Source organism: Streptomyces hainanensis, assembly GCF_004348415.1.
In the GTDB taxonomy this organism is placed as follows: domain Bacteria; phylum Actinomycetota; class Actinomycetes; order Streptomycetales; family Streptomycetaceae; genus Streptomyces; species Streptomyces hainanensis.
Genome location: NZ_SMKI01000039.1, coordinates 1 through 26,223, shown reverse-complemented (window position 1 = coordinate 26,223; position 26,223 = coordinate 1). Strand labels below are relative to the sequence as shown.

At 73.0% G+C, this 26,223-nt stretch carries 21 protein-coding genes and 1 pseudogene; 12 read left to right on the top strand and 10 right to left on the bottom strand.

The window, feature by feature from the left end; genetic code table 11:
• Together E1283_RS05835 and E1283_RS05830 are read left to right on the top strand one after the other, a co-directional pair.
• The coding region (locus E1283_RS05835) for a YeeE/YedE family protein (protein WP_243744621.1) at positions 1-1,240 on the top strand (1,240 nt) is incomplete at its 5' end.
• Positions 1,241-1,455: 215 nt separating this feature from the next.
• Positions 1,456-2,250, top strand: a complete 795-nt coding sequence (locus E1283_RS05830; RefSeq protein ID WP_165956021.1) for an AfsR/SARP family transcriptional regulator — start codon at positions 1,456-1,458, stop codon at positions 2,248-2,250.
• On the opposite strand, the gene E1283_RS05825 is transcribed toward E1283_RS05830, so the two are convergent.
• Positions 2,212-4,491: a peptidoglycan-binding domain-containing protein gene (locus E1283_RS05825; RefSeq protein ID WP_132816794.1), complete on the bottom strand. Its 2,280-nt coding sequence runs from the start codon at positions 4,489-4,491 to the stop codon at positions 2,212-2,214. The genes E1283_RS05830 and E1283_RS05825 overlap by 39 nt on opposite strands.
• Before the next feature lie 198 nt (positions 4,492-4,689).
• Between E1283_RS05825 and E1283_RS05820 the strand changes: the two genes are divergently transcribed.
• Both E1283_RS05820 and E1283_RS05815 read left to right on the top strand, forming a co-directional pair.
• Positions 4,690-6,315, top strand: coding sequence for a PhoX family protein (locus tag E1283_RS05820; protein WP_132816793.1), 1,626 nt, complete (start codon positions 4,690-4,692; stop codon positions 6,313-6,315).
• Positions 6,316-6,942: 627 nt separating this feature from the next.
• Positions 6,943-7,410 carry a hypothetical protein gene (locus tag E1283_RS05815; protein WP_132816792.1) on the top strand — a complete coding sequence of 156 codons (468 nt, stop codon included), beginning with the start codon at positions 6,943-6,945 and terminating at the stop codon, positions 7,408-7,410.
• Between the two features lie 31 nt (positions 7,411-7,441).
• Here E1283_RS05815 and E1283_RS05810 read toward each other — a convergent pair whose 3' ends face one another.
• The 3 genes from E1283_RS05810 to E1283_RS05800 form a co-directional block, all read right to left on the bottom strand.
• A complete protein-coding gene (locus E1283_RS05810; protein WP_132816791.1) occupies positions 7,442-8,620 on the bottom strand; it encodes a damage-control phosphatase ARMT1 family protein in 1,179 nt (392 codons plus the stop codon).
• Between the two features lie 97 nt (positions 8,621-8,717).
• Positions 8,718-9,434, bottom strand: coding sequence for a hypothetical protein (locus E1283_RS05805; RefSeq protein WP_207930309.1), 717 nt, complete (start codon positions 9,432-9,434; stop codon positions 8,718-8,720).
• Between the two features lie 35 nt (positions 9,435-9,469).
• Positions 9,470-9,874 carry an ATP-binding protein gene (locus tag E1283_RS05800; protein ID WP_132816790.1) on the bottom strand — a complete coding sequence of 135 codons (405 nt, stop codon included), beginning with the start codon at positions 9,872-9,874 and terminating at the stop codon, positions 9,470-9,472.
• Between the two features lie 196 nt (positions 9,875-10,070).
• Here E1283_RS05800 and E1283_RS05795 point away from each other — a divergent pair, with 196 nt between their 5' ends.
• Positions 10,071-10,919, top strand: a complete 849-nt coding sequence (locus E1283_RS05795) for a helix-turn-helix domain-containing protein (RefSeq protein ID WP_132816789.1) — start codon at positions 10,071-10,073, stop codon at positions 10,917-10,919.
• An 11-nt stretch (positions 10,920-10,930) separates the two neighbouring features.
• Complete coding sequence (locus E1283_RS05790) at positions 10,931-11,122, top strand: hypothetical protein (protein ID WP_132816788.1); 192 nt, start codon at positions 10,931-10,933, stop codon at positions 11,120-11,122.
• Positions 11,123-11,176: 54 nt separating this feature from the next.
• On the opposite strand, the gene E1283_RS05785 is transcribed toward E1283_RS05790, so the two are convergent.
• The 3 genes from E1283_RS05785 to E1283_RS05775 form a co-directional block, all read right to left on the bottom strand.
• Entirely contained in the window at positions 11,177-12,073 is an 897-nt protein-coding gene (locus E1283_RS05785; RefSeq protein ID WP_132816787.1) for a carbohydrate ABC transporter permease, read from the bottom strand.
• Positions 12,073-12,972: a carbohydrate ABC transporter permease gene (locus tag E1283_RS05780; RefSeq protein ID WP_132816786.1), complete on the bottom strand. Its 900-nt coding sequence runs from the start codon at positions 12,970-12,972 to the stop codon at positions 12,073-12,075. The genes E1283_RS05785 and E1283_RS05780 overlap by 1 nt, the downstream gene beginning before the upstream one ends.
• Positions 12,973-13,069: 97 nt before the next feature.
• Positions 13,070-14,362, bottom strand: a complete 1,293-nt coding sequence (locus E1283_RS05775; protein WP_132816785.1) for an ABC transporter substrate-binding protein — start codon at positions 14,360-14,362, stop codon at positions 13,070-13,072.
• A 245-nt stretch (positions 14,363-14,607) separates the two neighbouring features.
• Here E1283_RS05775 and E1283_RS05770 point away from each other — a divergent pair, with 245 nt between their 5' ends.
• The 4 genes from E1283_RS05770 to E1283_RS05755 are packed head-to-tail and all read left to right on the top strand — an operon-like array spanning position 14,608 to position 18,813.
• Entirely contained in the window at positions 14,608-15,726 is a 1,119-nt protein-coding gene (locus tag E1283_RS05770; protein WP_207930308.1) for an ROK family transcriptional regulator, read from the top strand.
• Positions 15,723-16,841: a substrate-binding domain-containing protein gene (locus E1283_RS05765; RefSeq protein ID WP_243744620.1), complete on the top strand. Its 1,119-nt coding sequence runs from the start codon at positions 15,723-15,725 to the stop codon at positions 16,839-16,841. The genes E1283_RS05770 and E1283_RS05765 overlap by 4 nt, the downstream gene beginning before the upstream one ends.
• Positions 16,838-17,593, top strand: coding sequence for an ATP-binding cassette domain-containing protein (locus tag E1283_RS05760; RefSeq protein ID WP_207930307.1), 756 nt, complete (start codon positions 16,838-16,840; stop codon positions 17,591-17,593). Before E1283_RS05765 ends, E1283_RS05760 begins: the two co-directional genes overlap by 4 nt.
• The gene (locus E1283_RS05755; RefSeq protein WP_132816783.1) at positions 17,590-18,813 is read left to right on the top strand and encodes a sugar ABC transporter permease; all 1,224 of its coding nucleotides are present in this window, start codon (positions 17,590-17,592) and stop codon (positions 18,811-18,813) included. Before E1283_RS05760 ends, E1283_RS05755 begins: the two co-directional genes overlap by 4 nt.
• 20 nt (positions 18,814-18,833) lie before the next feature.
• Here the strand turns inward: E1283_RS05755 and E1283_RS05750 are convergent, their stop codons facing one another.
• Positions 18,834-19,475, bottom strand: a complete 642-nt coding sequence (locus tag E1283_RS05750; RefSeq protein ID WP_165956020.1) for a TetR/AcrR family transcriptional regulator — start codon at positions 19,473-19,475, stop codon at positions 18,834-18,836.
• Positions 19,476-19,688: 213 nt separating this feature from the next.
• Here E1283_RS05750 and E1283_RS05745 point away from each other — a divergent pair, with 213 nt between their 5' ends.
• Both E1283_RS05745 and E1283_RS05740 read left to right on the top strand, forming a co-directional pair.
• Positions 19,689-21,953: an MMPL family transporter gene (locus tag E1283_RS05745; protein ID WP_165956019.1), complete on the top strand. Its 2,265-nt coding sequence runs from the start codon at positions 19,689-19,691 to the stop codon at positions 21,951-21,953.
• A 180-nt stretch (positions 21,954-22,133) separates the two neighbouring features.
• The gene (locus E1283_RS05740; protein ID WP_425086134.1) at positions 22,134-22,991 is read left to right on the top strand and encodes an SAM-dependent methyltransferase; all 858 of its coding nucleotides are present in this window, start codon (positions 22,134-22,136) and stop codon (positions 22,989-22,991) included.
• A gap of 54 nt (positions 22,992-23,045) precedes the next feature.
• Here E1283_RS05740 and E1283_RS05735 read toward each other — a convergent pair whose 3' ends face one another.
• Together E1283_RS05735 and E1283_RS38060 are read right to left on the bottom strand one after the other, a co-directional pair.
• Positions 23,046-25,874, bottom strand: a complete 2,829-nt coding sequence (locus E1283_RS05735; RefSeq protein ID WP_132816780.1) for an alpha/beta hydrolase — start codon at positions 25,872-25,874, stop codon at positions 23,046-23,048.
• 144 nt (positions 25,875-26,018) lie between these two features.
• A pseudogene (locus E1283_RS38060) lies at positions 26,019-26,223 on the bottom strand (hypothetical protein); the annotation flags it as partial.

The window sequence follows — 26,223 nt, the reverse complement described above, 5'->3', positions numbered from 1 at the left end:
CCTCTCCCCCGCCCCCACCAGCGCGCCGCCGCCCGAAGCGCCGCCGGCACCACCGGTGCGGCGGATACCGCTCGCCGTCTCCGGGCTGCTCGGCGCCGGCCTCAGCGCCTACGTGTTCGCCGCGCACGGCGCCAAGCCGGGCGTCCTGCTGCTGCTCGGGCTCGGCCTCGGCTTCGCCCTCTTCCACTCCCGGTTCGGCTTCACCTCCGCCTGGCGGCAGCTCGTCGCGGTCGGCAACGGCAGCGGGCTGCGCGCCCACGCGCTGCTGCTCGGCACGACCGCCACCCTCTTCGCCCTGATCATCGGCACCGGCACCGGCCTGTTCGGCTCCCAGCCCTCGCCGTCCGCCGGGCCGCTCGGTGTGAGCCTGCTGGTCGGCGCGTTCGTCTTCGCGATCGGCATGCAGCTCGGCGGGGCCTGCGCGTCCGGCACGCTGTTCGCGGTCGGCTCGGGGCAGTCGTCGATCGTGCTCACCCTGGGCGGCTTCATCGCTGGTTCGACGCTCGCCGCCTGGCAGTTCGACCTCTGGAGCGACCTGCCGTCCCTCGACCCCTACCTGCTCTCCGACCACGTCGGCTGGTTCGGCTCCTGGGCGGTGACGATCGCCGCGCTCGCGGTGATCGTGGCGATCTCCCGGGTCGTCCAGCGCCGCCGCACCCCGCCGCCGACCGGCGCCGTGCCCTCCGCGCGGGGCGGCCTGACGGCGCGGGCGCTGCGCGGCTCGTGGCCGCTGGCCGCCGGCGCCGTGGTGCTGGCCCTGCTGGGCGCCGGGGTGCTGCTGGTCTCCGGCGGCGCGTGGGGCGTGACCAGCGCGTTCGCGCTGTGGGGCAGCAAGCTGCTGGGCGTCGTCGGTGTCCAGCCGGAGAGCTGGACCTTCTGGCAGCAGCCGAACAACGCCGACATGCTGGCCGGACCGATCCTCGCCGACAAGAACAGCCTCACCGACATCGGCATCATGGTCGGCGCCGCGGTCGCCGCGTCCCTGGGCGGCACCTGGGCCCTGCACCGCAACGTCCCGTGGCGCACCGCGGTGGCCGCCGTGCTCGGCGGCGTCCTCATGGGTGTCGGCGCCCGCCTGGCCGGCGGCTGCAACATCGGCGCCTACCTCGCCGGCATCGCCTCGGGCAGTCTCCACGGCTGGATCTGGGGCGCCACCGCCCTCCTCGGCACCTGGGCCGGCCTCCGACTCCGGCCCCTGTTCGGCCTGGCCAACCCCAAGCCGACCGACGGCGTCTGCTGACCCGGGCGACGGACACCGGCCCGGATGAAAGCGCGGTGAAAGGGTCGTCGGGCTTGCTTGGAGCGGGTCGTCCGTCGCTCGACCGCACCAGCGCGACGCGCGGCCGTCAGGAGGAGGGCCGCTCCGGGGTGTCGACGTCTGTCGACGTCCTCGGTCCCGGGGCGGGTTGGCTGACGGGAGGGTGAACGGTGTTGGAGATCCGTCTACTGGGACCGGTGGAGATCGTCGTACGGGGGCGGCGGGTGCCGCCGCCCGGGCAGCGAGCCGCCCGGGTTCTCGCGGCCCTGGCCCTGGCCGAGGGCGCGCCGGTCGGCGTGGAGCGGCTGGTCGACTGCGTCTGGGGGGAACGGCCGCCGCACACGGCCGCGGCTCAGCTGCACACGGTGGTGTGGCGGCTTCGGGGCTCGTTCGCCGCCGCGGACCTGTCGGCCACCGACCTGCCCGCCGGCATCCTCGTCCGCCGGAGTACGGGGTACCTGCTCGCCGCGGGCGCCTTCACCACGGACGTGGCACGCTTCCGCCAGGACGTGCGGACGGCCCGCGTCGAACTCGTCGCGGGCCGGCTCGACCCGGCGGCGGCCGCCCTCCGCGCGGCGCTCGCCCGCTGGAGCGGGCCCGCGCTCCTCGGTCTCGGGGACGGCCCGCTCGCCGCGGCGGCGCGGCGCCTGGAGGAGGAGCGCGAGCTGGCCCACGAGCAGTGTGTGCGGCTCGACGTGCTGCGGGGCAGGCACCATGCGGCCAACGCGGAGCTGCGGGAGCTGGTCGAGCTGCACCCGCTGCGGGAGTCCCTGTACCGCACGCTGGCGCTCGCGCTGTACCGGTCGGGGCGGCAGGGGGACGCCCTCGGGGTGCTGCGGCAGGCCCGAGAGCGTCTCCGTGACCAGCTGGGCATGGATCCCGGCCGGGACACCGTGGCGGTCGAGCAGGCCATCCTGCGTCAGGACCTCGCCCTCTCGGCCCCGGGCAACCCGCTAGAACTTCGCCAGATTGAGCGCGCGTTGGAGGGCTGAGGTGGTGGCGCCGCCCCAGTCGCCGTCCACGGTGAGCCCGGCGCCGACGATCCGGTTGAGATAGGTCTGCAGGGCCTTCACCGATGCCTGGCCGAAGTCGCCGTCCACGACGAGTCCGGCGTCGTCGACGTCGTTGAGGTGCCGCTGGAGCGCGCGCTTGGAGGCCGTTCCCCAGTCACCGTCCGGCGTGGCGCCGATCGCCCGCTGCGTCGCCCGGACGGTGGTGGGCCCGAACTCGCCGTCCACCGTGAGCCGGGCCCCGTGGTCCAGGTAGCTCTGGTGGGCGCGCTCGGTGGTGGGGCCCCACAGCCCGTCGTCGGGGACGCCGACCAGCCGCTGGAGCCAGCGCACCCCGGCGTCGGTGAGCGGGCCGAACTCGCCGTCGACGTCCAACGGGGGCCGGTGGCCGAGCGTGTTGACGGCGCGCTGCTGGTAGCTGACGGGCCGGACGTCGGTCGTGCCGCGGCCGCCGGAACCGGAGTTGCCCACGTGGCGGAGGTAGGCGGTCTCGGTGTTCGGCCCCCACAACCCGTCGTCGGCGACGCCGACCAGCCGCTGGAGCCAGCGCACCCCGGCCTCGGTGAGCGAACCGAAGTCACCGTCGACGACGAGCTGCGGCGTGTAGCCGAGCCCGTTGACCGCGCGCTGCTGACCGGCCACCGACCGGACGGCGCCGACGTCGTTCGACTGGCCGATGTGCGCGAGGTAGGCGGCCTCGGTGTTGGGACCCCACATCCCGTCGTCCCCGGTGCCGACGCGGCGCTGGAGCCACTTCACGCCGGCCTCCGTCAGCGGACCGAAGACGCCGTCGACGTCCAACTTCGGCGTGTAGCCGAGGCCGTTGACCGCGCGCTGCTGACCGGCCACCGACCGGATCGAGGTGTCCCCGCGCGAGGAGCCACCGACGTAGGCGAGGTAGGCGGCCTCGGTGTTGGGGCCCCAGATCCCGTCGGCGTCGGTGCCGACCAGGCGTTGCAGCCACTTCACGCCGGCCTCCGTCAGCGGGCCGAAGGAGCCGTCGACGACGAGCGGCGGCGTGTAGCCGAGCCCGTTCACGGCGCGCTGCTGGCTGGAGACCGACCGGTAGATCACGTTCGGGTAGGTGCCGTTTCCGCCTCCGCCGCCGATGCTGCCGTGGCCACCGCCGAAGCCGTCGGCCACCTCCCGCACGGTGCCGGGCATTCCGCCGTTCACCCAGGCCCGCAGGATGGCTCCCGGGCATTCGGTGGACTCGACCCTGCCGTGATAAGAGGCCGTCAACTCCTTGCCCATGATGTCGTTGGCCTTGTGGTACATGGAGAGCAACGCGTCCGCGATCGGCCGCTTGAGCCCTCCGGAACCGTTGTTCATGTCGTCGTTGAAGCCGATCACGCAGATACCGACGTAGGCGGTGTTGAAGCCCGAGGCGTGGGCACCGAGACCATGCCAGCCGCGGCCCTCGTAGACGACGCCCTCGACGTCCACGAGGAAGTTGTAACCGACGTCGGAGAGCCCCCTGTTCATCATGCCGTTCTGAAGTTGCCTGGGAGTCTGCGAGGCGGAACCCGCGCTGTAGTGGACGAGAAAACCGGTCCTGCTGCTCGTGGAGACGGTGCCGATCGGGTCCCTCGGCTCCGCGGCGCCCCAGCCGGCACGCGAGACGACGGTGATCGGCTTGGGCTTGGGGACCGGCTGGGTGGGCCGTGGGCGGCCGCCCACGCCGCCGCTCCGCAGGGCCGCCCGGATCCCGTCGCCGGGGCTGCCGGACTCGGCGTCGTAGGGCAGGATCTCCAGCCCCGCCGCGTAGTTGCCTGCCAGGTCGCCGAGGTACTGGTCGAGCGCGTCGAGGGACGCGAGCACCCCATCCGACGGGGTGTCCTGGACGCCGATCAGCGCGCACACCGCGTAGTACCGCATGTTGCCGCCGCTGATCGTGTCGTTGGCGAAGGGCCGACGCAGGACGCCGCGCCCCTCGAAGACGGTGCCGTGCTGGCAGACCAGATAGCTGTGCGCGATGTCGGGTTCGGCGGGCACCCCCTCGGGTCCTGGCGCCACCATGTGGGCCACCTGGAGTTCCCTGACCCGGGCGAAGCAGTTGCTGTGGGACTCGGGCGAGACGCGGTCCTGGGAGAGGCAGTGGAGAATGATCCCGCCGTTCTTGGGATTCCAACTCCCCGGCGGATGTGGGTACTCGACGACGGCTCCCCAGTCCGCCCGCTTCACCAACTCGAACGGCGGGTCCTCCGGTTCGTAGGCTGCCACGCCAACCCCCTGGTCTCGTTCTCGGAATTCCTGCGTCGAAATTCTCCGGCCTTTCGCTGTTCCGCCACTCTCATTCCACTCTCACCCGCCGGAAGAGCCGAAGGAGAGAGCGGCGAGAGAGCAGGAAGAGGGACGCCGCCGGAACGCGCACATAATGAATTCCCGGCCTGCTGATGGCCTTTGACAAGGGGAGGTCTCGTGACGCTCATATCGCGACGCACAGCCGTGGCCGCGGGTGGCTCGGTCGTCGCCGGAATGCTCTGCGCCTCACCGGCGGCGGCCCTCGTTCGCGAGGCCGGCCGGCCGGGCACCGGCGTCCCCGACGGCCTGCTGTCGGTCGCCCGGGGCTACACGGCACAGGCGCTCGGCACCACGGCCACCGGCACTGGTGGCCTGGCCTGCCTCGCCGCGTCGGGCGGCGGGGCGCTGCTGGCCGCCAGCCATGGTTCGGCCGCGGTGGCGTCGGCCGAGGAACTCGCCGCTCACCTGTCGGGCCCGGCCGTCAGCTTCGTCACGGTGCCGCCGCCGGGCGGCGGTTCGCCGGTGGTGGACGCGGCCGGCGCCGGCGTGGCGCGGGCGACGCCCGCCGTGTTCTCCGGACCGCTGCGCGACGAGGACCCGCGGGTCGGGGCGGTCGCCGCCCCCGCCGGGACGCTCGACAACGGCGCGTTGGCCGCCACCTCCTGGGGCACCCTGCTCTGCGCCGAGGAGGGTGGTGCGGCCAACTTCGGTAGCCGGCAGGCCGGTTGGCGCGGCAACGAGGCCCAGTGGCGGTACGGCGTCCAGGCCGTCGGGTCCGCCCGGTCCGCCGGGTCCGCCGGGTCCGCCGGGTCCGCCGACTGGAGCGCGCTCGACGCGCGGTTCGACGTCGGCCTCGACGACCGGCTCCCCCATCGCTTCGGCTGGGTGCTGGAACACGCGGTCGCGGACGGCGGGCGGCGCGGCGCCCCGGTGAAGCGCACCGCGCTGGGCCGCATGCGGCACTCGGGGCTCGCCGTGGCGGAGTCGCGCGGCCGGGCGGTCGTCTACACCGGGGACGGCGAACACGGCGAGTACCTCTACAAGTTCGTCAGCCGCGGCGCGGCCGGGGAACCGCTGGACGACGGGGTGCTGCACGTGGCTCGGCTGGGCGACGACGGCCGGGGTCGGTGGCTGCCCCTGACCCACGGCCGGGGTCCGCTCACCTCGTCCAACGGCTGGCGGGACCAGGCGGACGTGCTGCTGCGCACCCGGCTCGCGGCGGACGCCGTGGGCGCCACCCCGCTGCCGACCCCGGGGCGGATCGCGGCCGACGCCCGCCGGGGCGAGCTGCTGTGCGTCCTCGACGCCCGGAGCGCGCCGGCCGGGTGCGCGGCGGTCGGCCCGGCCCGTTCCCGAGCCACCGGCGCGGTGGTCGCCACCCCGCCGGGCAACGTGCTCCGGCTGCGCGAGGACGGCGGCGACCCGGCCGCGACCGGCTTCCGCTGGTCGGGCGCGTGGCTGTCCGGGCAGGGGCTGCGGGCGGAGGCACCGGTCGACCGGCCTCCGGCTGCCCAACCGGCGGTGCGGGACCTCCAGTTCGACGCGCGGGGCAGCCTGTGGGCCGTGCTCGCCGACGACCAGGACGGCGAGGTCGGCGGCGAGCTGCTGGTCGTCGACGTCGCGACCGGCGACGGGGAGCGCGTGGCGTCGGCACGACCCGAGGCCCGGTTCACCGCCGCCGCGGTCGCCCAGGACGGACGGCAGGTCTTCGTCGCCGTCCGCTCCCCGGAGGACGAGCGGGGCGCCACCCTGCTGTCCGTGCACCGGCCGGACGAGCGTCCGGTGATCGCCACGGCCGCCTGAGCTCGACGGCCGCGCGTTCACGCGGGCCGGCGAGGTTCGCGGCGAGCCGGTCGCGCACCTCGCCCGCGTCGCTATGCCGCGGCGGCCTCGGCGAACCGGCCGAGGCCGCCGTTAGCCGCTCGGGTCGGCGGCAGCATCGGGGTGGAAGCGCCGTCACGGTCCGGCGCCACTGTGGCCGGCCTGCCAGCCACTCGGCGAGCAGGCGGAGGCCGAGTACGCGCTCCAGGAGTCCTACGTTCAGCGCGTTGCGTGGCTGCCGGAACTCCGCGGCCAAACCCCCTTCCCGAGCTTGATGTACCGCATCGTCACGCACCGGTGCCTGAATAGGCCGCGTGCCCGGCGGATTCGAAACCAGCCATCCATTGGAACTTCTTCTCGGCCTCGCGCCACGTCTCCTCGATGGTGTCGCGCACCAGCGCGGTGAATGGCAGCCCGAACCCAAGCGGCCTGCACCGGTGTTCCGGGCCTCCTACGGCCGGAGCGAAAGCGCCCAGGGATCGGCAGCGGGCTTTCCACCCCCTGGGAACGGGTCGTACATCGGTCGACGGCCGCGCCGCGCCGCCCCCGGTCATGGCTCCTGACGGCGGTTGGCTGGGCTCCCGGCCGAACCTGTGATGTCCTGCTGCCGTGGCCGGTGTTCTCTCAGCCCTCATCGCGGTCCTCGGAACGCTGCTCGGCGTCGCCCTGACCCAACGGTCCCAGCGTCAGGCGGCCGCGCGCGACCAGGCGTTCGCGACCCAGCAGCAGCTCCGCTCCGAACGCATGGCCGTCTACAGCGACTTCGCTGGCGCGGTGACCGAGCTCCGGCGAGGCCAGCAGGACCGCTGGCACCGCAGGTACGAGGACCCGGAAGGGTCCTCCCACCACGAGGCCCGCATCGAGGCCTACCGCCTTCGCGGGGTCGCCCTCCACGTGCTGTTCCGCGTGCAGCTCATCGCGAGCGGCCAACCGCTCATCGATGCCGCCCGACAGGCGTACGAACTGACGAGCGCCACGCACAAGGCGTCCGACCAGACGGAGCTCAGCACGCTGGGCGGCCAGGCGCGAGAGGCCCTGGAGCACTTCGTGAAGCTCGCCACCGCCGACGTGCGATGACGTCGCGGCGGAAGCCTCACCGTGGTCCCCGTCAGCGCCGCACCTGGATCAGGGCGTGGGTGCCGCTGGTGCGCCAGCGGTCCCCCGTGGCGTCGAGTGCGGCGGCGCGGGCGGCGGTGAGGCCCGCGACGACGTCGGACTTCAGCGTGCGGAGCGCGGCCACCGGAGTGGGGAAGTAGCCCGTCAGCCGGTCGAAGGAGGCGGTGGGCCGGTACAGGCGGTCGCCCACCAGGCGGCGGTAGTTCAGGTCGCCCTTCAGGATCGTGAGGGTGGCCGTGGCCAGTTCCCGGCGGAGGTCGTCCGGCATGGCGGCGTAGGGCAGCGGGGCGCAGAAGAAAGGGTGCACCGACGGGCGGAGGCTCCCGGTCGCCACGGCCTGCCAGAGCCGCCCGCCGATCTCGCCGGCGTGGCCCGGGGCGCCGCTGAGGCGGCGCAGCGCGTCGACCAGGTCGGCTGGGGTGGCGTCGGAGACGTAGTACGGCTGGGGCTTGAGGTGGAGGACCACCGTGCGGGCATGGCCGTGGCGCAGCAGGTGGTCGATGAGGACGAGGTCCGGGATCAGTTCGCGGCCCGCGTTGTCGGCGATCACGGCCACGGTGCCTGGGGTCTCGGTGTCGAGGGCGGCCCAGAGCGCGTCGGAGTCGTCGGCGACGAGGTCCCCGGTGGCCTGGGCGGGATCCGCGCCGGTGGCGAGGAACCCGAGGTCGGCGCGGTTCCCCCACACGGCGGCCTGGACCAACGTGGCCGCCTCTTCCTCCCGCGACAGGTCGGGCAGGGCGTCCATGGCCCGAAGCTCCTCGTCGACGGCCGTGCCATGCAGTTCGGCCCGCTTGACCGGGGCGAACGGGTCGAGGCCCTGCCAGGGGCCGGGGGCGAAGTGGTCCACGGCGCCGAGGAGTCGGCGGTAGAAGTAGCTCTCGGCCCACAGGAACGGCGCGTCGAACCAGGAGCGGCCGACATGGTCGGCCATCCCCCACCCCGCCCAGGCGGCGTGGTCGTGGGCGTCGGCCGGCAGGGGGCGGAGGACACTGTCCCTGGTCTCTGCCAACAGCGCGTCCAGCGCGCGGTGTTGGTCGGGGGTGTGCGGGTGGGCGTCACGGACCTGGCGGATAAGGGCCGGGTGCCGGGTGGCCAGCACGTCCCGGGCGAAGCTACCGGGCTCGTCGCACCTGATGACGGGCGCGTCGTCCTCGTGGGGGTTTGCCGTCACCGTGTCTTCTCTCCGTCCCCGAGCCGTCGATCCACCACGCCCGCACGGTACCGCCCGCCGGGCCCGGCGCCGGCGGTCGGCGCGGACGGCGTCATCCTCACGCTCGCGCGAAGGCGGTCGTCGACACGTCCTTCGCGAGCTCCGCCCGGTGGTGCTCGTAGGTCGCGATGTCGGAGACCCTGATCAGCACGCAGAAGCGTTCGGTCGACGCCAGCCTCCTGGCGACCGCCGCGTACTCGCGTCGTAGGAAGTGGATGGCGGCCAGGTTGGTCATCGAGGTCTGGCCGCACACCAGGAAGACGGGACGGCTGGAACCGGCGGGGGTGAACTTCGCGACCATGGCGTACTCCTGGCTGCCACGGTCGAACAGGTACTTTTCTCCCCCGGCCTCGATGGCCACCGAGTCCCGCCGGCCGACGTCGTAGGGGTGGAACGTGACCCCCGGCAGGTACGCGGCGACGTGACCGGTGGACCGGACGTTGACGTCCGCTAGTGGGCCTCCGACACAGAACTCGGTGCGGGCGCCGTTGCTCCCCCGGAAGTCACCCGACTCAACCGACACCTGGCAACCCAACTCGCCAGCCAGCAGCGCCAGCTCGACGACGGCCCGGACGTCCCGGTAGTGCGGGCTGCCGGGCACGTCGTGCTGGCCGCCCAACACGACGAGACAGGTCTCCTCCGGTCGCACCCCGAAGAAGGCCGCCCTCCGGTTCACGGCCCGACGTCGTTTGGCCCGCTCCCACAGCCAGACGAACCCACCGCCGAGCAGGCTGGTCACCAGACCGATCGCGATGTTCGCGAACACCGACTGCACAGCGCATCCCCCGACCGCACTCGTCCAACTCCCGTTCATTCTCGCAGGGGAAGCCCCGCGACGACGGACGTGCCCCGGAGGTCACGAGGCAGGACGGCCCAGGCCGCGGCGAGCCGGTCGACGAGCAGCAGGCCCCGGCCCGATTCACCGTCCGCCTCCCTGGCCGCGCGGTGTCCGGTGGCCGTGCCGGGGTCGGAGACGGCGAGCCAGTAGTGGCCGTCGGCCGGCCACAGCACGAGTTCGACGCGCTCGTCCCGCTGGCTGGTGCCGTGACGGATGGCGTTGGTGACCAGCTCGGACGTCAACAGGCCGAGGTCGTCCGCGAGACAGCGCCGCAGATCCTGCGGCAGCGCCTGGGCGACGGCGTGCCGGGCCTCACGGACGGAGGCCGGGTGCGCGGGGAACCGCCAGAGGGCGGGCACGAGGGGGATGTCAGGCATGGCGAACTCCGATGCGGTGACGAGAGTTTGTCGATGCGTGGGCCGCAGCGGGCATACCCGCGCGGCGCGCTCCGACGGTTGCCGAGTGTGACTTACGCATGACTCCAAGCTAGCCTAGAGTGCGCCAATTGCCTGCCACCCAGCGGCAATTACCCCCCAACGAGTGGGCGAGATACAGAGCAGCGGAGGGAACCGCATGTCAACACGACGCACGCCGACCGAACGGCAGAAGCGCCTCGGAGCCGAGCTGCGCAAGCTCCGTCTGGCCGCTGACATCACCACCGACTACGCGGCCGGGCTACTGGGCATGGACCGGACGCGCATCGCCAACATGGAGTCCGGCACCCGCACCATCAACGCGGAACGCGTGCGCAAGCTGGCCACCCACTATCTGTGCGGGGACGCCGAGTACGTGGAAGCCCTCGTGGCCATGGCCGACGTCCGGACCGGATGGTGGGAGCGGTATCGCGGAAGCCTTCCGCAGGGAATGCTGGACATCGCCGAGTTGGAGTCGTCAACGGTGCGGATGCGGGTCGCGAACACCGTGCACATCCCGGGCCTGCTTCAGACTTCGGAGCATGCCACCGCCGTCTTCCGTGTCGTCGTCCCGCGCCTTCCCGAGCACGAGGTGGCACTCAGGTTGGCGCACCGCTCGGAGCGACAGCAGGTGATCACGAGGGACGGCGCGACGCCGTACGTCGCCATCATTCACGAGGCGGCGCTCCGCATGCGCTTCGGCGGAACCGAGATCACTCGCGCTCAGTTGAACCACCTGGTGGAGATGGCGGAGCGGGACAACGTGACCGTGCTGGTGCTGCCGTTCGAGCGGGGCGCCTTCCCCGGAGCCGGCCAGAACGCGCTCTACGCCGAGGGGGCCGTTCCCCCACTCGATACCGTTCAAGTCGACAGCATGCACGGGCCCGCGTTCCTGCACACCGATGGTCAGCTCGCCAAATACCGGGAGCAGTTCGAGTGGTTGGAGCGGCTGACCCTGCCTCCGGACAGCTCCCGTGAGTTCATCCGCGAGATCGCGGACCGACTGTGAGGATGGATCCGATGTCCGACATCACCTGGGAAGCGCCCTTCTGCGGCGAGGGCAACTCCTGCTTCCGACTCGGCACCGACGCCGACGGCAACGCGTACATAGCCGTCAACGGCCAGGAGGAGCGCTACCTCACCGACACCGCCGACGCACTCCGCACCCTCATCACCGACATCAAGGCCGGCAAGGCCGACCACCTGCTGTAGCCGCGAAGCGCGCGGCCGCCGCCGTCGAGCAACGGCGGCGGCCGAGGCGGTGGGTCAGCTCTTGACAGACCCCGACATCAGGCCGCCGACGAAGTAGCGGCCGAGGACGATGTAGACGAGCAGCGTCGGGAGGGAGGCGAAGAGCGCGCCGGCCATGGAGACGCCGTAGTCCTGGAGGAGGGCGCCGTTGGCCAGGTTGTTCAGCGCCAGCGTCACCGGGCCGTTCTGGCTGGAGGAGAAGAACACCGCGAACAGGAAGTCGTTCCAGGCCGAGGTGAACTGCCAGATCAGCACGACCACGAAGCTGGGGATCGAGATCGGCAGGATGACGGACCAGTAGGTCCGCAGCATGCCGGCGCCGTCGATGCGGGCGGCCTCGACCAGTTCGTGCGGGACGGTCTGGTAGTAGTTGCGGAAGATCAGCGTCGTGATCGGGATGCCGAACACCACGTGGAGCAGGATCAGCGTCGGCACGCCGCTCGGCAGGTCCAGGTCGAGGACCAGTTCGTTGAGCGGGATGATCACCGCCTGGTACGGGATGAACATCCCGAACAGGATGAGCGTGAACACGATGTTGGCGCCGCGGAAGGACCAGCGGGAGAGCACGAAGCCGTTGATCGAGCCGAGCAGCGCCGCGATGATCGCCGACGGGATCACCATCTGGAGGGTGCGCCAGATCGCCGGGGTCAACGTGTCGGCGGCCGTGCGCCAGTTGTCGAGGGTCCAGGTCGACGGCAGGCTCCAGGCGCGGGCCGGCGACGCGTCGCCGGGGCCCTTGAAGCTGGTCACCAGCAGCACGTAGACCGGGATCAGGACGATGAGGAGGAAGAAGAGGAGCGCGGCGTACCGCAGGGTGCGGGCCAGGGTGAAGCCGCCGGGGCGCTTGGGGCGCGGCGAGGGCGTCGCGGGGCGCGCCGTGGTCGGCGAGGTGGTGGTCGAGAGCGTGGCCATTACCGCTCCCTGCGGTTGGTGCGGACGAGGTAGGGCACGACCACGACGGCCACGAGGACCAGCAGGATCGAGCCGATGGCGGCCGCGTTGGCGTAGTCGAAGCTGGACTTGAAGACGTACATGTCCACCGCGGGGACCTTCGTCTGGTAGTTCGCCGGCTTCGAGATGGACATGATCAGGTCGAAGGACTTCAGCGACATGTGGCCGATGATGATCAGCGCCGACAGGGCGACCGGGGAGAGCTGCGGGAACAGCACGTGCCGGTAGAGCTGCCAGGTGGTGGCGCCGTCCATCCGGGCCGCCTCGCGCAGCTCGTCGGGGATGCCGCGGAAGCCGGCGAGGAACAACGCCATGACGTAGCCGGAGAGTTGCCAGATGGCGGGGATCGCGATGGCGGTGATGCCGTAGTCGACGTTGTTCCACCAGTTGTTCTGGAGGAAGTCGAGGCCGGTCATCTGGAAGAGCCGGTTGAGGCCCGTGGCCGATTCGTCCTGGCCGGAGTTGAGGAGCCAGCGCCAGACCACGCCGGAGGCGACGAAGGACACCGCCATCGGGAACAGGTAGATGGAGCGGAAGATCCCCTCGCCCCTGATCGGCCGTTCCAGCAGCCAGGCCCACAGGAAGCCCATGACCAGGGTGCCGCACAGGAAGACCGCGGTGTAGAGCAGCAGGTTCCGCAGCGAGTGCTGGAACGCGTCGTTGCCGAGGAGGTCGAGGTAGTTGTCGAACCAGACGGTGTTCGACGGCTCCTGGCCCGTGGTCTGGGCGGCGGTGTGGATGTCGGTCGTCGACGTCCCGAAGTTCACGGCGATGAGCCCGTAGACGAAGACGCCCACGAGGATCAGCGAGGGGGCGAGCAGCAGCAGCGGCGGCCCGACGCGTTTCAGGGTGTGTGTCATCGGTGTCTCGTGTCTCTCCCTTGGGGCGTCACGGCGCGCCGTCGGCGGGGAAGGGCCGGCGGCGCACCGTGACGTGATCCCGGGTCGGCGCTGGAGATCAGCTGGCGGCCACCGCGGCGGCGAGCTCCGACTGGAACGTCGAGAGGTCGGCGGCGCCGGAGGTGAACCTGCTGGTGGCGTCCGTGATGGCGTTCAGCTCGGCCACCGGGACGGCGGCACCGTGCGCCAGGGAGGGGACGATGGTGTCCTGGCCGTAGGACTCCATGGCCGTCTGCTGGTACGCGGAGAAGTCGGCCGGGTCGGCGTCGACGCGGGCCGGGATGGAGCCCTTCGCCACGTTGAACGCGGTCTGGCCCTCGGCGGAGGAGACCGTCTCCAGCCAGGCCCTGGCGCCCTCCTCGTCGGGGGCGCCGACGGGCAGGGTGAAGGAGTCGGCGAGGAAGTCGAAGACGCCGTCGGTGCCGGGGACCGGGTTCGCGGTGAAGTCGGTGCCCAGTTCCTGGCCCTGCTCCTCGAAGGCGGCGACGGCCCAGTCGCCCATCACGTTGAAGGCCGCGTTGCCGTCGATGACCATCTGGGTGGCCTCGGGCCAGTCCAGGCCGTCGCGGTCGGTGTTGGTGTAGCTCATGGCCTGCTCGAAGTCCTCGAGGGCGGCGCTGACGTCGGCACCCTCCCAGTCGGTCGAGCCGTCCCACAGGCCGTTGTAGGCGTCGGCGCCCAGGTCGGCGAGGAGGATCGTCTCCAGCAGGTGCACCTGGGTCCAGGCGGTGGCCACCGACAGCGGGGTGACGCCGGCCTCCTGGAGGGCGTCCAGGTCGGCGAACCAGTCGTCGAGCGAGGCGTAGGTCGCGTTGGGGTCGATACCGTTCTCCTCCAGCACGCCGGAGTTGGCCCACAGCACGTTCGCCCGGTGGACGTTGGAGGGTATCGAGTAGATCTGCCCGTCGTGGGTGAGCAGGTCCATCAGGTCGGCCGGGAAGGCCTCGCGCAGGTTGAACTCGTCGTACAGCGGCGAGACGTCCTGCAGCTGCGCGGCGTTGATGTAGTCGAGCAGTTCCATGCCGGCGTGCGCCTGGAAGGTGTCCGGCGGGTCGTTGGCCTGGAGTCGGGACTGGAGGAGGTCCTTGGCGGCCGAGCCGGCGCCGCCGGCGACGGCCCCGTTGACGAACTCGATGTCGGGGTGCTGTTCCTCGAACACGTTCACCAGGGCGTCGAGGCCGGCCTTCTCGGAGCCGGCGGCCCACCAGGTGAAGACCTCGACCTGCTCGCCGGCGCCGCCGCCGCTCGAGTCGCCGCCGCTGTCGTTGCTGGAACCGCTGCACGCCCCGAGCGTCAGGGCGGCGACGGCGACACCGGCCACCATCGAGCCGGTCTTGTGAGTGACACGCATCAGTAATCCCTACGCCTTCATTGCCGTACCAGGGTGTCTGCGGTCATCAAAGGCCCAGCCCTCCTTGAAGTCAAGAAGTAAATCCAAAGATGCGTTCAGTCGTTATTTGCGATTGGTTCGTGTACGCAAGGGGCTGTGCCCCCTGCCCCGGGCGGGGTACGGACGGTAGGCTGCCCGTCGTGCGCACTGACCGGGTGACTCCCGGCTCGCAGACTTCACTACGTGAGGCCAACCGAGCCCGGATCGTGAGCGCCGTTCAGCGGCACGGCTCGCTCACGCAGATAGAACTGGCCGGTGTCACAGGGCTGTCACCGGCCACCGTCTCCAACATCGTCAAGGAGCTCGCGGCGAGCGGTGTGCTGCACACCTCCCCGTCCACCCGCAGCGGGCGGCGCGCGCTCCAGGTCACCCTCGCCCGGGGCCTCGGCCTGGTGGCCGGGGTCCACTTCGGCAGCCGGTCCATGCGGGTCGCGCTCGCCGACGCCGCGATGCAGCTGCTCGCCGACCAGCGGATGCCGCTGGCGCCCGACCACCGCGCCGACGCCGGGCTGCGCCGCGCGGCGCTGCTCGTCGTGGAGATGTTGGAGTCCCTCGACGCCGGGCCCGAGGAGCTGCTCGCGGTGGGCGTCTGCCTCCCCGCGCCGGTCGACCGCGCCACCGGCAGCATCACGACGGTCGGGATGCTGCGCGGCTGGGACGGGATATCCGTGTCCGAGGTGATCGGGCGGGAACTGGCCGTGCCGGTGGCCGTCGACAACGACGCCAACCTCGGGGCGCTCGCCGAGACCAGGCTCGGTGCCGCCGTCGGCCACGAGAACGTCGCCTACCTGCGGGTCTCCCACGGGGTCGGCGGCGGCCTGGTCATGGGTGGGCAGCTGGTGCACGGCCGTTCCGGCGGCGCGGGCGAGATCGGGCACGTGACGATCGACGAGAACGGCCCGATCTGCCGCTGCGGCAACCGCGGTTGCCTGGAGACGTTCGTCGGCGCCCCGGCCCTGCTCGGAATGCTCACCGCCAGCCACGGACACCTCACGCTGCGGGACGTGATCCTCCGCGCCGAGGACGGCGACCCCGGCTGCCGCCGCGTACTCTCCGACGCCGGGCAGCACCTGGGCGTGGCCGCCGCCAACCTCTGCAACCTCGTCGACCCGGAGATCGTGGTGGTCGGCGGCCAACTCGCGGACGCCGGCGAGATCCTGCTGGGCCCGATGCGCACCGTCGTGGAGCAGCGCACCATGCCGAGCACCGCGGGCCCGGCCCGGGTCGTGGCCTCCGGGCTCGGCGCGGCGGCCGAGGTCCGCGGCGCGCTGGCCGTCGCCCTCGACACGGCCCGGGTCAGCGGCGCGCTGGGGGTGATCCCGTGATCCGGCGAGCAGCGGTCGGCCGGCGGGCCCTCGCGGGGTGCGTCGCGGCGCTGCTGCTCGCGGCGGCCGGGTGCGCGCCGGGCGCCTCGGGCGCCCCGTCGGAGGGCGCGATCGGGCTGCTGCTGCCCGAGGTGAAGACGGCGCGCTACGAGACCACCGACCGGCCCACGTTCGTCGGCGTCGTGGAGCAGCGCTGCCCCGGCTGCGAGGTGTACTACGCCAACGCCGACCAGGACGCGGCGATCCAGCAGCAGCAGGCGGAGTCGATGCTGGCCAGGGGGGCCGACGTCCTCGTGCTTGACGCCGTCGACACGATGGCCGCCGTCAGCATCGTCCGGGAGGCCGACCGGCACGGTGTCCCCGTCATCGCCTACGATCGGTTCATCGCCGGTGGCGGCGTCGACTACTACGTCTCGTTCGACAGCGAGCTCATCGGATACCTCCAGGGGACCTCGCTGGTGACCGCCGTCGAGGAGGCCGCGAGGGCGAGCGGTCCGCGCGCGGACGGCCGTCCCCCCGGGGTGCTCCTCGTGCGCGGCTCGGGCACGGACCCGAACTCCGCCGCGCTCGCCGCCGGCGTCGACCGTGCCCTCGAAGGAGAGGACATCGAGGTGCTCGCCGAGTACGACACCCCCGACTGGAGCCCGGACGAGGCCACCGACTGGGTGGAGAGCCAGGTGACCAGGTTCGGCGACCGGATCGACGGCGTCTACGCCGCCAACGACGGCATCGCGGGCGGCGCCGTCGCCGCGATGAAGGCCGCCGGCTTCGACCCGGTGCCGCCCGTCACCGGGCAGGACGGCGAGCTGGCCGCGGCCCAGCGCATCATCTCCGGCGACCAGTACATGACGGTCTTCAAGGCGACCACCGAGCAGGCCAGGACGGCCGCCGAGCTGGCCGTGCGCGTCCTGCGCGGCGAGTCGCCCCGCACCACCGCGACGATCGACGGGGTGCCGAGCCTCCTCCTCGCGCCCCGGGCGGTCGGCGTCGACGACGTGGAGCGCGTGCTGGTCGACGGCGGGGTGCACACGGTGGAGGAGATCTGCACCCAGTACTACGCGGCGGCGTGCGCCGCCGCCGGGCTGTCCGGGGAAGCGGACGGGGAGACGTCGTGAGCGACGGGCCGGTGCTGTCGCTGCGGGGCGTCTCGAAGAACTTCGGCGGGGTGCGCGCCCTGATCGACGTGGACCTCGACATCCACCAGCACGAGGTGCTGGCCGTCGTCGGCGACAACGCCGCCGGCAAGTCGACGCTGGCCGGCGTGATCGCCGGCGTCTACCGGCCCGACGCCGGCCGGGTGCTGCTCGACGGCGCGCCCGTGGTGCTCGACTCCCCCGCCGTGGCCCGCGGCCTCGGGATCGCCGCGGTCTTCCAGGAGCTGGCCCTCTGCGACAACCTGGACGTCGTCGAGAACCTGTTCCTCGGCCACGAGCCCACCCGCGGCGGCTTCCTGGACGAGATCGAGATGGAGCGGCGGGCCTGGGACCTGCTCGGCCAGCTCGCCACCAACGTCCCGTCGGTCCGGCTGCCGGTGCGGGCCCTGTCCGGCGGGCAGCGGCAGGTCGTCGCCGTGGCCCGCGCGCTGCTGGGCTCGCCCCGGGTCGTCGTCCTCGACGAGCCGACCGCCGCGCTCGGCGTCCGGCAGACCGCCGAGGTGCTGAACCTCGTCGAGCGGCTGCGGGAACGCGGGCACGCCGTCGTCCTCATCAGCCACCAGGCCGCCGACCTCCAGGCCGTCGCCGACCGGTTCGCCGTGCTGCGCCTCGGCAGGATCGACGGCGAACTTGACGCCGCCAGCGTCGGGTACGAGGATCTCCTCGCCGCGATGACCGGGGTGAGCCGCCCCAGCGGCAGGAAGCCCCGATGACCCCAGCCACCGCACCGCCGTCGCAGCGCGCGCTCGTCGCCGTCCTCGCGCGCGAGGACCCCTGGCCGCGCCTGCTCCGCCACATCCCCGACCGCGAGCTCGGCCTGGTGCCGGTGATCGGCGCCCTGGTGCTGCTCTGGGGCGTGTTCGGGCTCATCGAGCCGGCGTTCCTCTCGGCCGAGAACCTCGTCAACCTGACCCTGCAGTCCGTGCCCACCGGCGTGATCGCCCTCGGCGTCGTCCTGGTGCTGCTGGTCGGGCAGATCGATCTGTCGGTCGGCTCGGTCAGCGGGCTCGCGGCGGCCGTCGTGGGGGTCACCACCGTCCTGGCGGACTGGCCGATCGTGCTGGGCATCCTGCTGGCGCTCACGGTGGGCGTCGTCGTCGGCCTCGGCTACGGGCTGCTCGCCACCCGGCTCGGCCTGCCGAGCTTCGTGCTGACGCTCGCCGGGCTGCTCGTCCTCGCCGGCGTGCAGCTGAGGGTGCTCGGCCCGCAGGGGTCGATCAACCTGCCCTTCGAGTCGTCGCTGGTGCGGTTCGCCCAGGAGAGCTTCCTCTCCCCGCTCGCGGCCTGGGGCCTGGTGGCCGCCGCGGTCACCGTGGTCACCGTGGTGCAGCTCGTGGAGCGCGCCCGGCGGGTGCGGGCCGGGCTGCCGCGGATCTCCATGGGCCGGCTCGTGCTCCGCGTCGCCGCGCTGACCACGCTGCTCTGCGCGGTCGTCGCCTACCTCGGCACCGAGCGCGGCGTCGGCTACCCGGTGGTGCTGCTCGTGGCGCTGGTCGTCGTGGTCGACGTGCTGCTGCGCCGCACCCGTTGGGGCCGGGCGGTGCGCGCGGTGGGCGGCGACCCCAGGGCGGCGCTGCTGGCCGGGGTCGCGGTGCGGCGCACGACGATCTCCTGCTTCGTCGCCTGCTCGACGCTGGCCGCGCTTGGCGGCGTCCTCGCGGCGGGGCGGCTGGCCGCCGCGAACCAGGGCACGGGCGGCACGGAGACCTTCCTGACCGCCATCGCCGCGGCCGTGATCGGCGGCACGAGCCTCTTCGGCGGGCGGGGCAGCGCCTGGTCGGCGCTGGTCGGCGTCCTCGTCATCACGTCGATCTCCAGCGGCCTCACCCTGCTGAACCTGGACACCGCCACCCGCTACGTCGTCACCGGCCTCGTCCTGCTGCTGGCGCTCACCGCCGACACCCTCATCCGCGGCCGCCGCCGCGTGCCCTGACGGGCCACACCGTCAGCGGCTCAACCCGTCGGAGCCCGCAGCCCGTCCACCAGGGCCCGCACCGCCCGGCCGAGATCCGCCTCGCCCTGCGCGGGTGTCGCGTCGAGGGCCTTGTGCAGCACCCATCCGTCGACCATCGCGGCCAGTGCCAGTGCGGCGGCCCTGATCTGCTCCTCCGTGGCGTTCCCCGCGGCGGCGGCGCGGAGCAGGTCGCCGAGGAGCAGGACGTAGGTCTCGTGGTACGCGGCGAAGTGCCGCTTGATCTCGGGGATGCGTTGCCCGAGTGAGAAGAGTTCGAGTTCCAGCGGGGCCCGCTCCGGCTCCTCCGTGAGGCGGCGCGCGAAGTCGTCGGTCATGGCGCCGAGCACCGCGACCGGATCCACGTCGGCGCCCCGCACGTCGGTGAGCGACTCCTCGCCCTCCTGGAGACGCTGCCGAACCAGCTCGACGGCGATCTCCTCCTTGCTCTTGAAGTACCAGTAGATGGCGCCCTTGCTCAGCTCGGACGCCCGGACGATGTCGTCCATCCGGGCCCCGTGGTAGCCGAGTTCGGCGAAGACGGAGGTGGCGGCGTCCAGGATCTGCGCGCGCCGGGCCCGCTGCCGCTCCGCGTTGCGCTCCTCCGCAGGACCGCCGGCCCGCTGCTTCTCCGTGGCACCCACGATGCACTCCTGGATCCGTGGCCCGTGTCGGCCGACTTCCCGCCGGCCCCAGCGTAGACCGTCCGGTCGGTCCACTGTTAGATTGCGCTAGACCGACCAGTCGGTCGAGTTGTCGAGAGGGAGGCGGACATGGAACCGAGCGGGACCCGGGAAGTCGATCGGCCGGTGCTCCACCGGTGGGGCGCGTGGTGCGCGCGGCACGGGTGGCGGGTCGTGGGGGTCTGGGTGGTGGTCCTGGTCGGAGCCGCGCTCCTCGTGCCGAGGTTCACCGAGGGGCTGACGGGCTCGTCGTTGGAGGTGACGGGCTCCGAGTCGGCCCACGTGGCGGCCCTGCTCGCCGAGGAGTTCGACACGCCCGTCACGGAGGACGCGCTGGTGGTCTTCGACTCCGCGGAGCTGCGGTCGGACTCCGCGGCGTACCGTCAGGCGGTCGCCGACGTCCTCGGCACGCTGTCCGAACAGGCGGGCGTGGTCGAGGTCGAGAACCCGTACGCGTCGGGTGACGACGTCCTCTTCGCGCGCGACGGCCGCACGGTGCTGGCACCCGTGGGACTCGCGGGCGACGAGCGGGCCCGGCAGGAGGCCGCGCCCTCGCTCCAGGAGGTCCTCGACGCGGCGACCGCCCAGGGACCGGTGCGCGCCGACCTCACGGGGTCGAGCGCGCTCAACGCGGCGGTCGTGGAGCGGCAGGACGAGGACATCGCGCGGGCGGAGTCCGTCGGCCTGCCCATCGCCCTGATCGTGCTGGTCCTCGCCTTCGGCACGCTGGTGGCGGCCGGACTGCCGCTGCTCCTCGGCATGGCGGCGGTCCTCACCGCGTTCGGCGTGCTGGGCGCCCTCAGCGGCCTGGTCGGCTTCGACGCCTTCGTCCAGGCGACCGTGACCATGCTCGGCCTCGCGCTCGGCATCGACTACTGCCTGTTCGCCGTCAGCCGGCAGCGCGAGGAGCTCGCGGCCCGCGGCGGGGACGTCGAGGGCTCGGTCGGCGCCACCATGGCCACCGCCGGCAAGGCGGTGCTCTTCTCCGGATGCACGGTGATCATCTCCGTCGCCGGGCTCATGGTGGTGCGGGCGCCGGTGTTCCGCACGATGGCCCTCGGCGTGATGGTGGCCGTCGCCGCGATGCTCCTGATCGGCCTCACCCTGCTGCCGGCGGTGCTGGGCCTGTTGGGCACCCGCGTCGACCGGCTCGCGATACCCGGCCGGCGGCGCTCCGCGGGCCCGGCGGACGTCGCCCGCTCCCGGTGGGCGCGCTGGACGGGCGTGGTCATGCGCCGGCCGGTCCTCGTCGGCGGCGTGACGAGCGCGGTGCTGCTGCTCGCCGTCGTCCCGGTCGGCCAGCTGCGGCTGGGCTTCGACGTGGGCGCCGCCGCGGTCTCCGACACCCCGGCCGGCCGGGGCTACCAACTGGTGGACGAGAAGTTCGCCCCCGGCGCCGCGACGCCGCTGGGCATCGTCGTCCGCACCTCCGAGGGCGAACTCGGCGACGCGGAACTCGCGGCCCTCGGGCGGTTCACCGACCGGCTGCTCGACCACCCCGAGGTGTCGGAGGTCGTCTCGCTCGGCGACGTGCTCACCGAGGACGGCGGGCGGGCGGACGCGGCCACCCTGCGGGCCGCGCGGGCGGCCGACACCGACGGCGCGCTGGCCCGGCTGCTGAGCCGGGACGCCTCCGCGACCGCCCTGCTGGTCATGTCCCGCTCCCCCGCCGACAGCCAGCCTTCCCTCGACCTCGTCCGCTGGATCAGGGACACCGCGGCCCCCGAGTCCCTCGGCGAGGTGCCAGGACTCTCCGCGCGGGTGGGCGGGTTGAGCGGGCAGATCGTGGACGTCGCGGACGAGGTGGCGCGCGCCACCCCGCTCGTCCTGCTGATCGTGTCGGGCCTCTCCTTCCTCCTGCTGCTCCTCGCCTTCCGCAGCCTGCTGCTGCCGCTCGGCGCGATCGCGATGAACCTGCTCTCGGTGGGGGCGGCGTTCGGGCTGCTGACGCTGGTGTTCCAGGAGGGGCACGGCGCCTCGCTGTTCGGCGCCGAGGGGACCGGCTTCGTCCAGGTCTACCTGCCGCTGCTCACCTTCGTGGTGCTCTTCGGGCTCTCCATGGACTACGAGGTGTTCCTGATCTCCCGGATCAAGGAGGAGTGGGGGCGCGGCCGGGACAACACCCGTGCCGTCGTCGCGGGCGTCGCGCACACGGCGAAGGTGATCACGGCCGCGGCCGCGATCATGGTCGTGGTCTTCGCGGCGTTCATGCTGACGGAGGTCTCGGAGATCAAGCAGCTGGGGTTCGCGCTCTCCGTCGCCGTGCTCCTCGACGCCACCCTCGTCCGCGTCGTCCTCGTGCCCGCGCTGATGCGGCTGTCGGGCCGCCACAACTGGTGGCTGCCCCGCTGGCTCGACCGCGCCCTGCCCCGGCTCGAACTGACGGAGGGCCGCCCGGGCGAAGCGCCCGCCCCCGCGGCCGACCGGACGACCGCGTGATCCTCGACTCGCGATCTCCGACTCGCGATCGCCGACTCGCGATCGCCGACTCGCGATCGCCGACTCGTGATCTTCGAACTCGCCTGGATGGCAAGGCAGTTGGGCGCGGCAGCACCGGCCGCGCGCCGTTACCATGGGACGGTTGGGAGCGCCGGGACGCAAGGGAGTCACAGGGGAGTCATGGACGGCAATCAACCGGGTAGCGGCGCCATGCCGGAGGTCGGGGTCGAGGACCTTCGCCTCGGTCAGCCGCACTCCGCGCGGATGTACGACTTCTTCCTGGGCGGCAAGGACAACTACGAGCCCGATCGCCGAGCCGCCATCCAGGCGTTGACGGTCTATCCCGGGATCATCACGCTCGCCAGGGAGAACCGGTCGTTCATGCACCGGGCGATCCGGATGCTCGCGGAGGCCGGCATCCGGCAGTTCCTCGACATCGGCACCGGCATCCCGACCTCGCCCAACCTGCACGAGGTCGCGCAGAGCGTCGCGCCCGAGTCGCGGGTGGTGTACGTCGACAACGACCCGCTGGTGCTGGCCCACGCCCAAGCCCTGCTGGACAGTTCGCCGGAGGGCCGCACCGCCTATCTGCGGGCGGACGCCACCGACCCGGAGTCGATCCTGTCCGCCCCCGAGCTGGCGGAGACCCTGGACCTGACCCGGCCGGTGGCGCTCAGCGCCTGCGCGGTGCTGCACTTCATGCCGGACGACCGGGACCCGTTCGGCGTGGTCAGGACGCTGCTCGACGCCATGCCGGCCGGCTCGGCGCTGACGGTGAGCCACGCCACGCCCGACTACGACCCGGTGGCGACGGAGAAGGCCGTGGAGATCTACCGGGCCAGCGGCACGCCGGCACAGGTGCGCGGCCGGGCCGAGGTGGCGCGCTTCTTCGCCGGGCTCGACCTGGTCGAGCCCGGCATCGAAGTCGCCCACCGCTGGCGCCCGTACGAGGTCAGCTCGCGGCTGCCCGCGCCGGCGCGGCAGACCCTGACGGACGCCGAGGTGAGCCTGCTGGCCGGCGTCGCCTTCAAGCCCTGAGAGCCGGGCCGGCCGGGAGGGCCGGGAGGGCCGGGCCGGCCTTCACGCCGGGAATCACCGCCTGATCCGCACCTCGGCCTCCGTCGTGCGTCCCGAGCCGGCGCCGGTCGCGGTGAGGGTGGCGCGGCCCGTCGGGGCGTCGGCCGGCACCGGCGCCTCGAACGACACCGCGCCGCGGCGGTCCGCGACGGCCCGGCCGAGGGACGTGGCGCCCAGCGTGAACTCCACGCTCTCGCCCGCGCGGTAGCCCCGCGCGCCGACCTCGACGGTCGAGCCGGCGCGCACCTGGCCGGTGACCCGCAGCGCGCCGGGACGCCCGGTGGCCGCCGTGTACTCGGCGCAGACGTCGCCCTGTTCGCCGACCTCGGGCGCCGGCGTACCGCCGGTGACGCCGTCGTCCTCGCGGACCGTCAGCGTGCCGAAGCCGGCGTCGCCCATCACGGCGCCCGAGACGTTGGTCGCCGAGACCTTGAACGAGGTGCTCGCGGTCGCGCCGGGCAGCGTGTCCCCGTAGGTGGGGACCCCCACGGGCACACACACCTGGCCGGGGGCGAAGGTGACCTGCCGCATGGTGGCCCCGGCCCGGCCCTCGGCGGCGCCGAAGACGCTGACGTACGCCGTCACCGGGTGCCGCACCCGCTCCGAGAGCACGGCCGCCACCTGGGCCGTGCCGGGGCCCGCGCCCTCCTCGACGCGGGTCGAGGCGATGTCGACGGTGGCCTGCCGGGCGGGGCGCCGGCCGCCGACCGCCGGGTTCTCGACGGAGAGGTCGGAGAGGAAGACGCCGCCGGACGGCGTGCCGTCGGCGCCGACGGCCGGGGTGAACCGCACCTCGCGCACGTCGGTGAGGTCCAGGCCGGTCAGGGACGAGGTCGGGATGGTGACCTGCTGGAGGATGATCTTGCGCAGCCAGGGGTGCTCCCGGCCCGGCAGGCGGCCGACCGCGTCCGGGTTGAGCTCCGAGACGGGCGCTGACCAGGTCCTTCCGTCGCCGTCGACGACGCTGATCACGACGTCGGTGCCGGTGGCGACGGACGCGTCGGCCGCCATCCGCACCGAGATCCGCTCGTCGTCGGCGATGTCGCGCCGGCCGCGCGGCACGGCCACCCGGACGTCGCCCGCCGTGGCGTCCCACGTCATGTGGAGCATCGGCGAGGCCGGCACGTTCGGCGCCCACAGCGCCGGCGACCAGTGCGGCAGCGCAGCCTGGTCGACGGTGGTGGCGCAGAACGGCCGCGGCTGCGGCAGGGTGACGCCGCCCGCGCCGCCCATGCTGGCGCACACCTCGGCGGTGACGTCGCCGGTGGCGCGCACCGCGTCGCTCGCCCCCTCGAAGGTGGCGAGGTCGGTGCGGGAACGGGCGGGTTGGGTCGCCGCGACGGTGAGGGACGCGAACGACGCCGTCGACGGCGCGACCACGTCGGAGCCGTCGAACAGCGGCTGGAACTCGGTCTCGCCGCCCAGCGTCAGCCGGAAGAAGCCGGCCAGGTACGCGACGCCGACGGCCCGCTGCTGCGCCGGGGTCAGCCGGGTGGTGTCGTCGGCCGAGGCGTCGCACGTCGGGTCGTCGCTGTCGGGCGCGAAGGAGGCCCAGTCGTCGGCGGTGGCCGCCGGGAAGAGCCCCGGGGTCCAGACGGTGTTGAAGTAGTTGTGGTTGGCGCCCATCACCAGCACGGCGGAGCGCAGCACGTCGTCCTCGAAGGCGTGCCGCGAGTCGTCGACGATGTGCTGGCCCATCAGGTTCTCCACGTCGCCGTCGCAGTACGGCAGGATCGTCGCCGTCACCGCGTTGGGCAGCGTGATCCGGTCGTAGGCGACGGGGGCCAGCGGCAGCACGGCGTCGATCCCGTACTGCCGGGACACCGGCCGGGCGTCGTTGAGGGTGGCGGCCGCGACCACGCCCTCGCCGCCGCGCGAGTGGCCCATCAGCCCGACGTCGTCCAGGTCGAGCCGGCGGACCAGGTCGGCCGGCCGCAGGTCGCCGGTGAGCGCCTGGTCGAGGCTGACGTCCCGGTCGGTGAACGCGTCGTGGAAGACGACCCGTTCGCCCCGGTCGGCCTGCTCCAGCATCCGCAGGGTGTCGAGGACGAGTTGGCCCCTGGCCTGGGCGCCGTGGTCGGCGGAGAGCTGGTTGTCGTTGGCGTTGATCGCGTTGGCGGATATCGAGATGACGGCGTACCCGTTGCTCGCGAGGGCGCGGGCGGGTTCCTCGTAGCCGAGGTGGCTGGGTATGGGGAGCCGCTGCTGGGTGCTGTCGGGCGAGGCCAGGCAGGGCCAGCGCGCCGGGTTGGCGGCGCCCGAGCCGTAGCAGGAGGTGTGGCGGCCGTGCAGGAAGACGACGACGGGGGCCTCGCCGCGGCCGTCGGGGAGGTAGATCTTCCCGGTCATCTCGCCGCGGATGCCGCCGATGTTGAGCAGCGGGACGGCCTGGTCGCCGAAGTCGTACTCGGCCTCCAACACCTCGTGGTCGCCGTGGCGGGACGGGTCGGCCGGCAGCACGGTCGGGTCCCCGGCCGGGACGGTCGACGGCGTCCGCACGTCCGTGTCGGCCGCCGGGGCCCCGAAGGCGTCGGTCGTCACCTCGGTGGCGTCCACCACCGACGGGTCGGTGGTCACCAGGGTCAACGAGCGCCCGTCGGCGGACTCGGTGGCGGGCCCGAGGACCCGGCCGTCGACGGCCAGGGTGGGCGCGCCGGCGGCGACCGGTGCCGGCCGGTCGAGTTCCAGCGTGACCTCGAAGCCGCCCGCGACGCGGGTGACGGTCCATGAGGAGCCCGACGCCACCTCGGGCTCCGGCTCGCGCGGGGCCGCCGAGGCGGCGGGGACGGAGAGGGCGGTGCCGGCGCAGGTGGCGAGCGCCAACGCCAGCGCGAGGCGTTTCACACGCCGGGGGTATGTCATCACGTGGTGCCTTACGTCCTGGGGGGCGGAACTCGCCCGCCTCTCACCCGATTTCGGGCGAGTGTCGAGCAGCGGCACCGTACGTCCCACGCGTAACGGACGTGCCGGGGAATTGTTGCGTCCGCTTTACGCCGCCCCCGGGTTCGCGGCCGCCGCGTTCCTCTTCGGTCGCCGGATGTACGAGGTGATGGAGGAGCCCTGGACGGCGGCCGCCCGGGAGACGTGCATCGGGGTCACGTCCCTGAACACCGCTTTGACGAGAGAAGGCTTGAACGGCGAGACATCCATGACCGAGGCGGTCTCGGGACCGCCGCGCTCAGGGCGTGCGGGC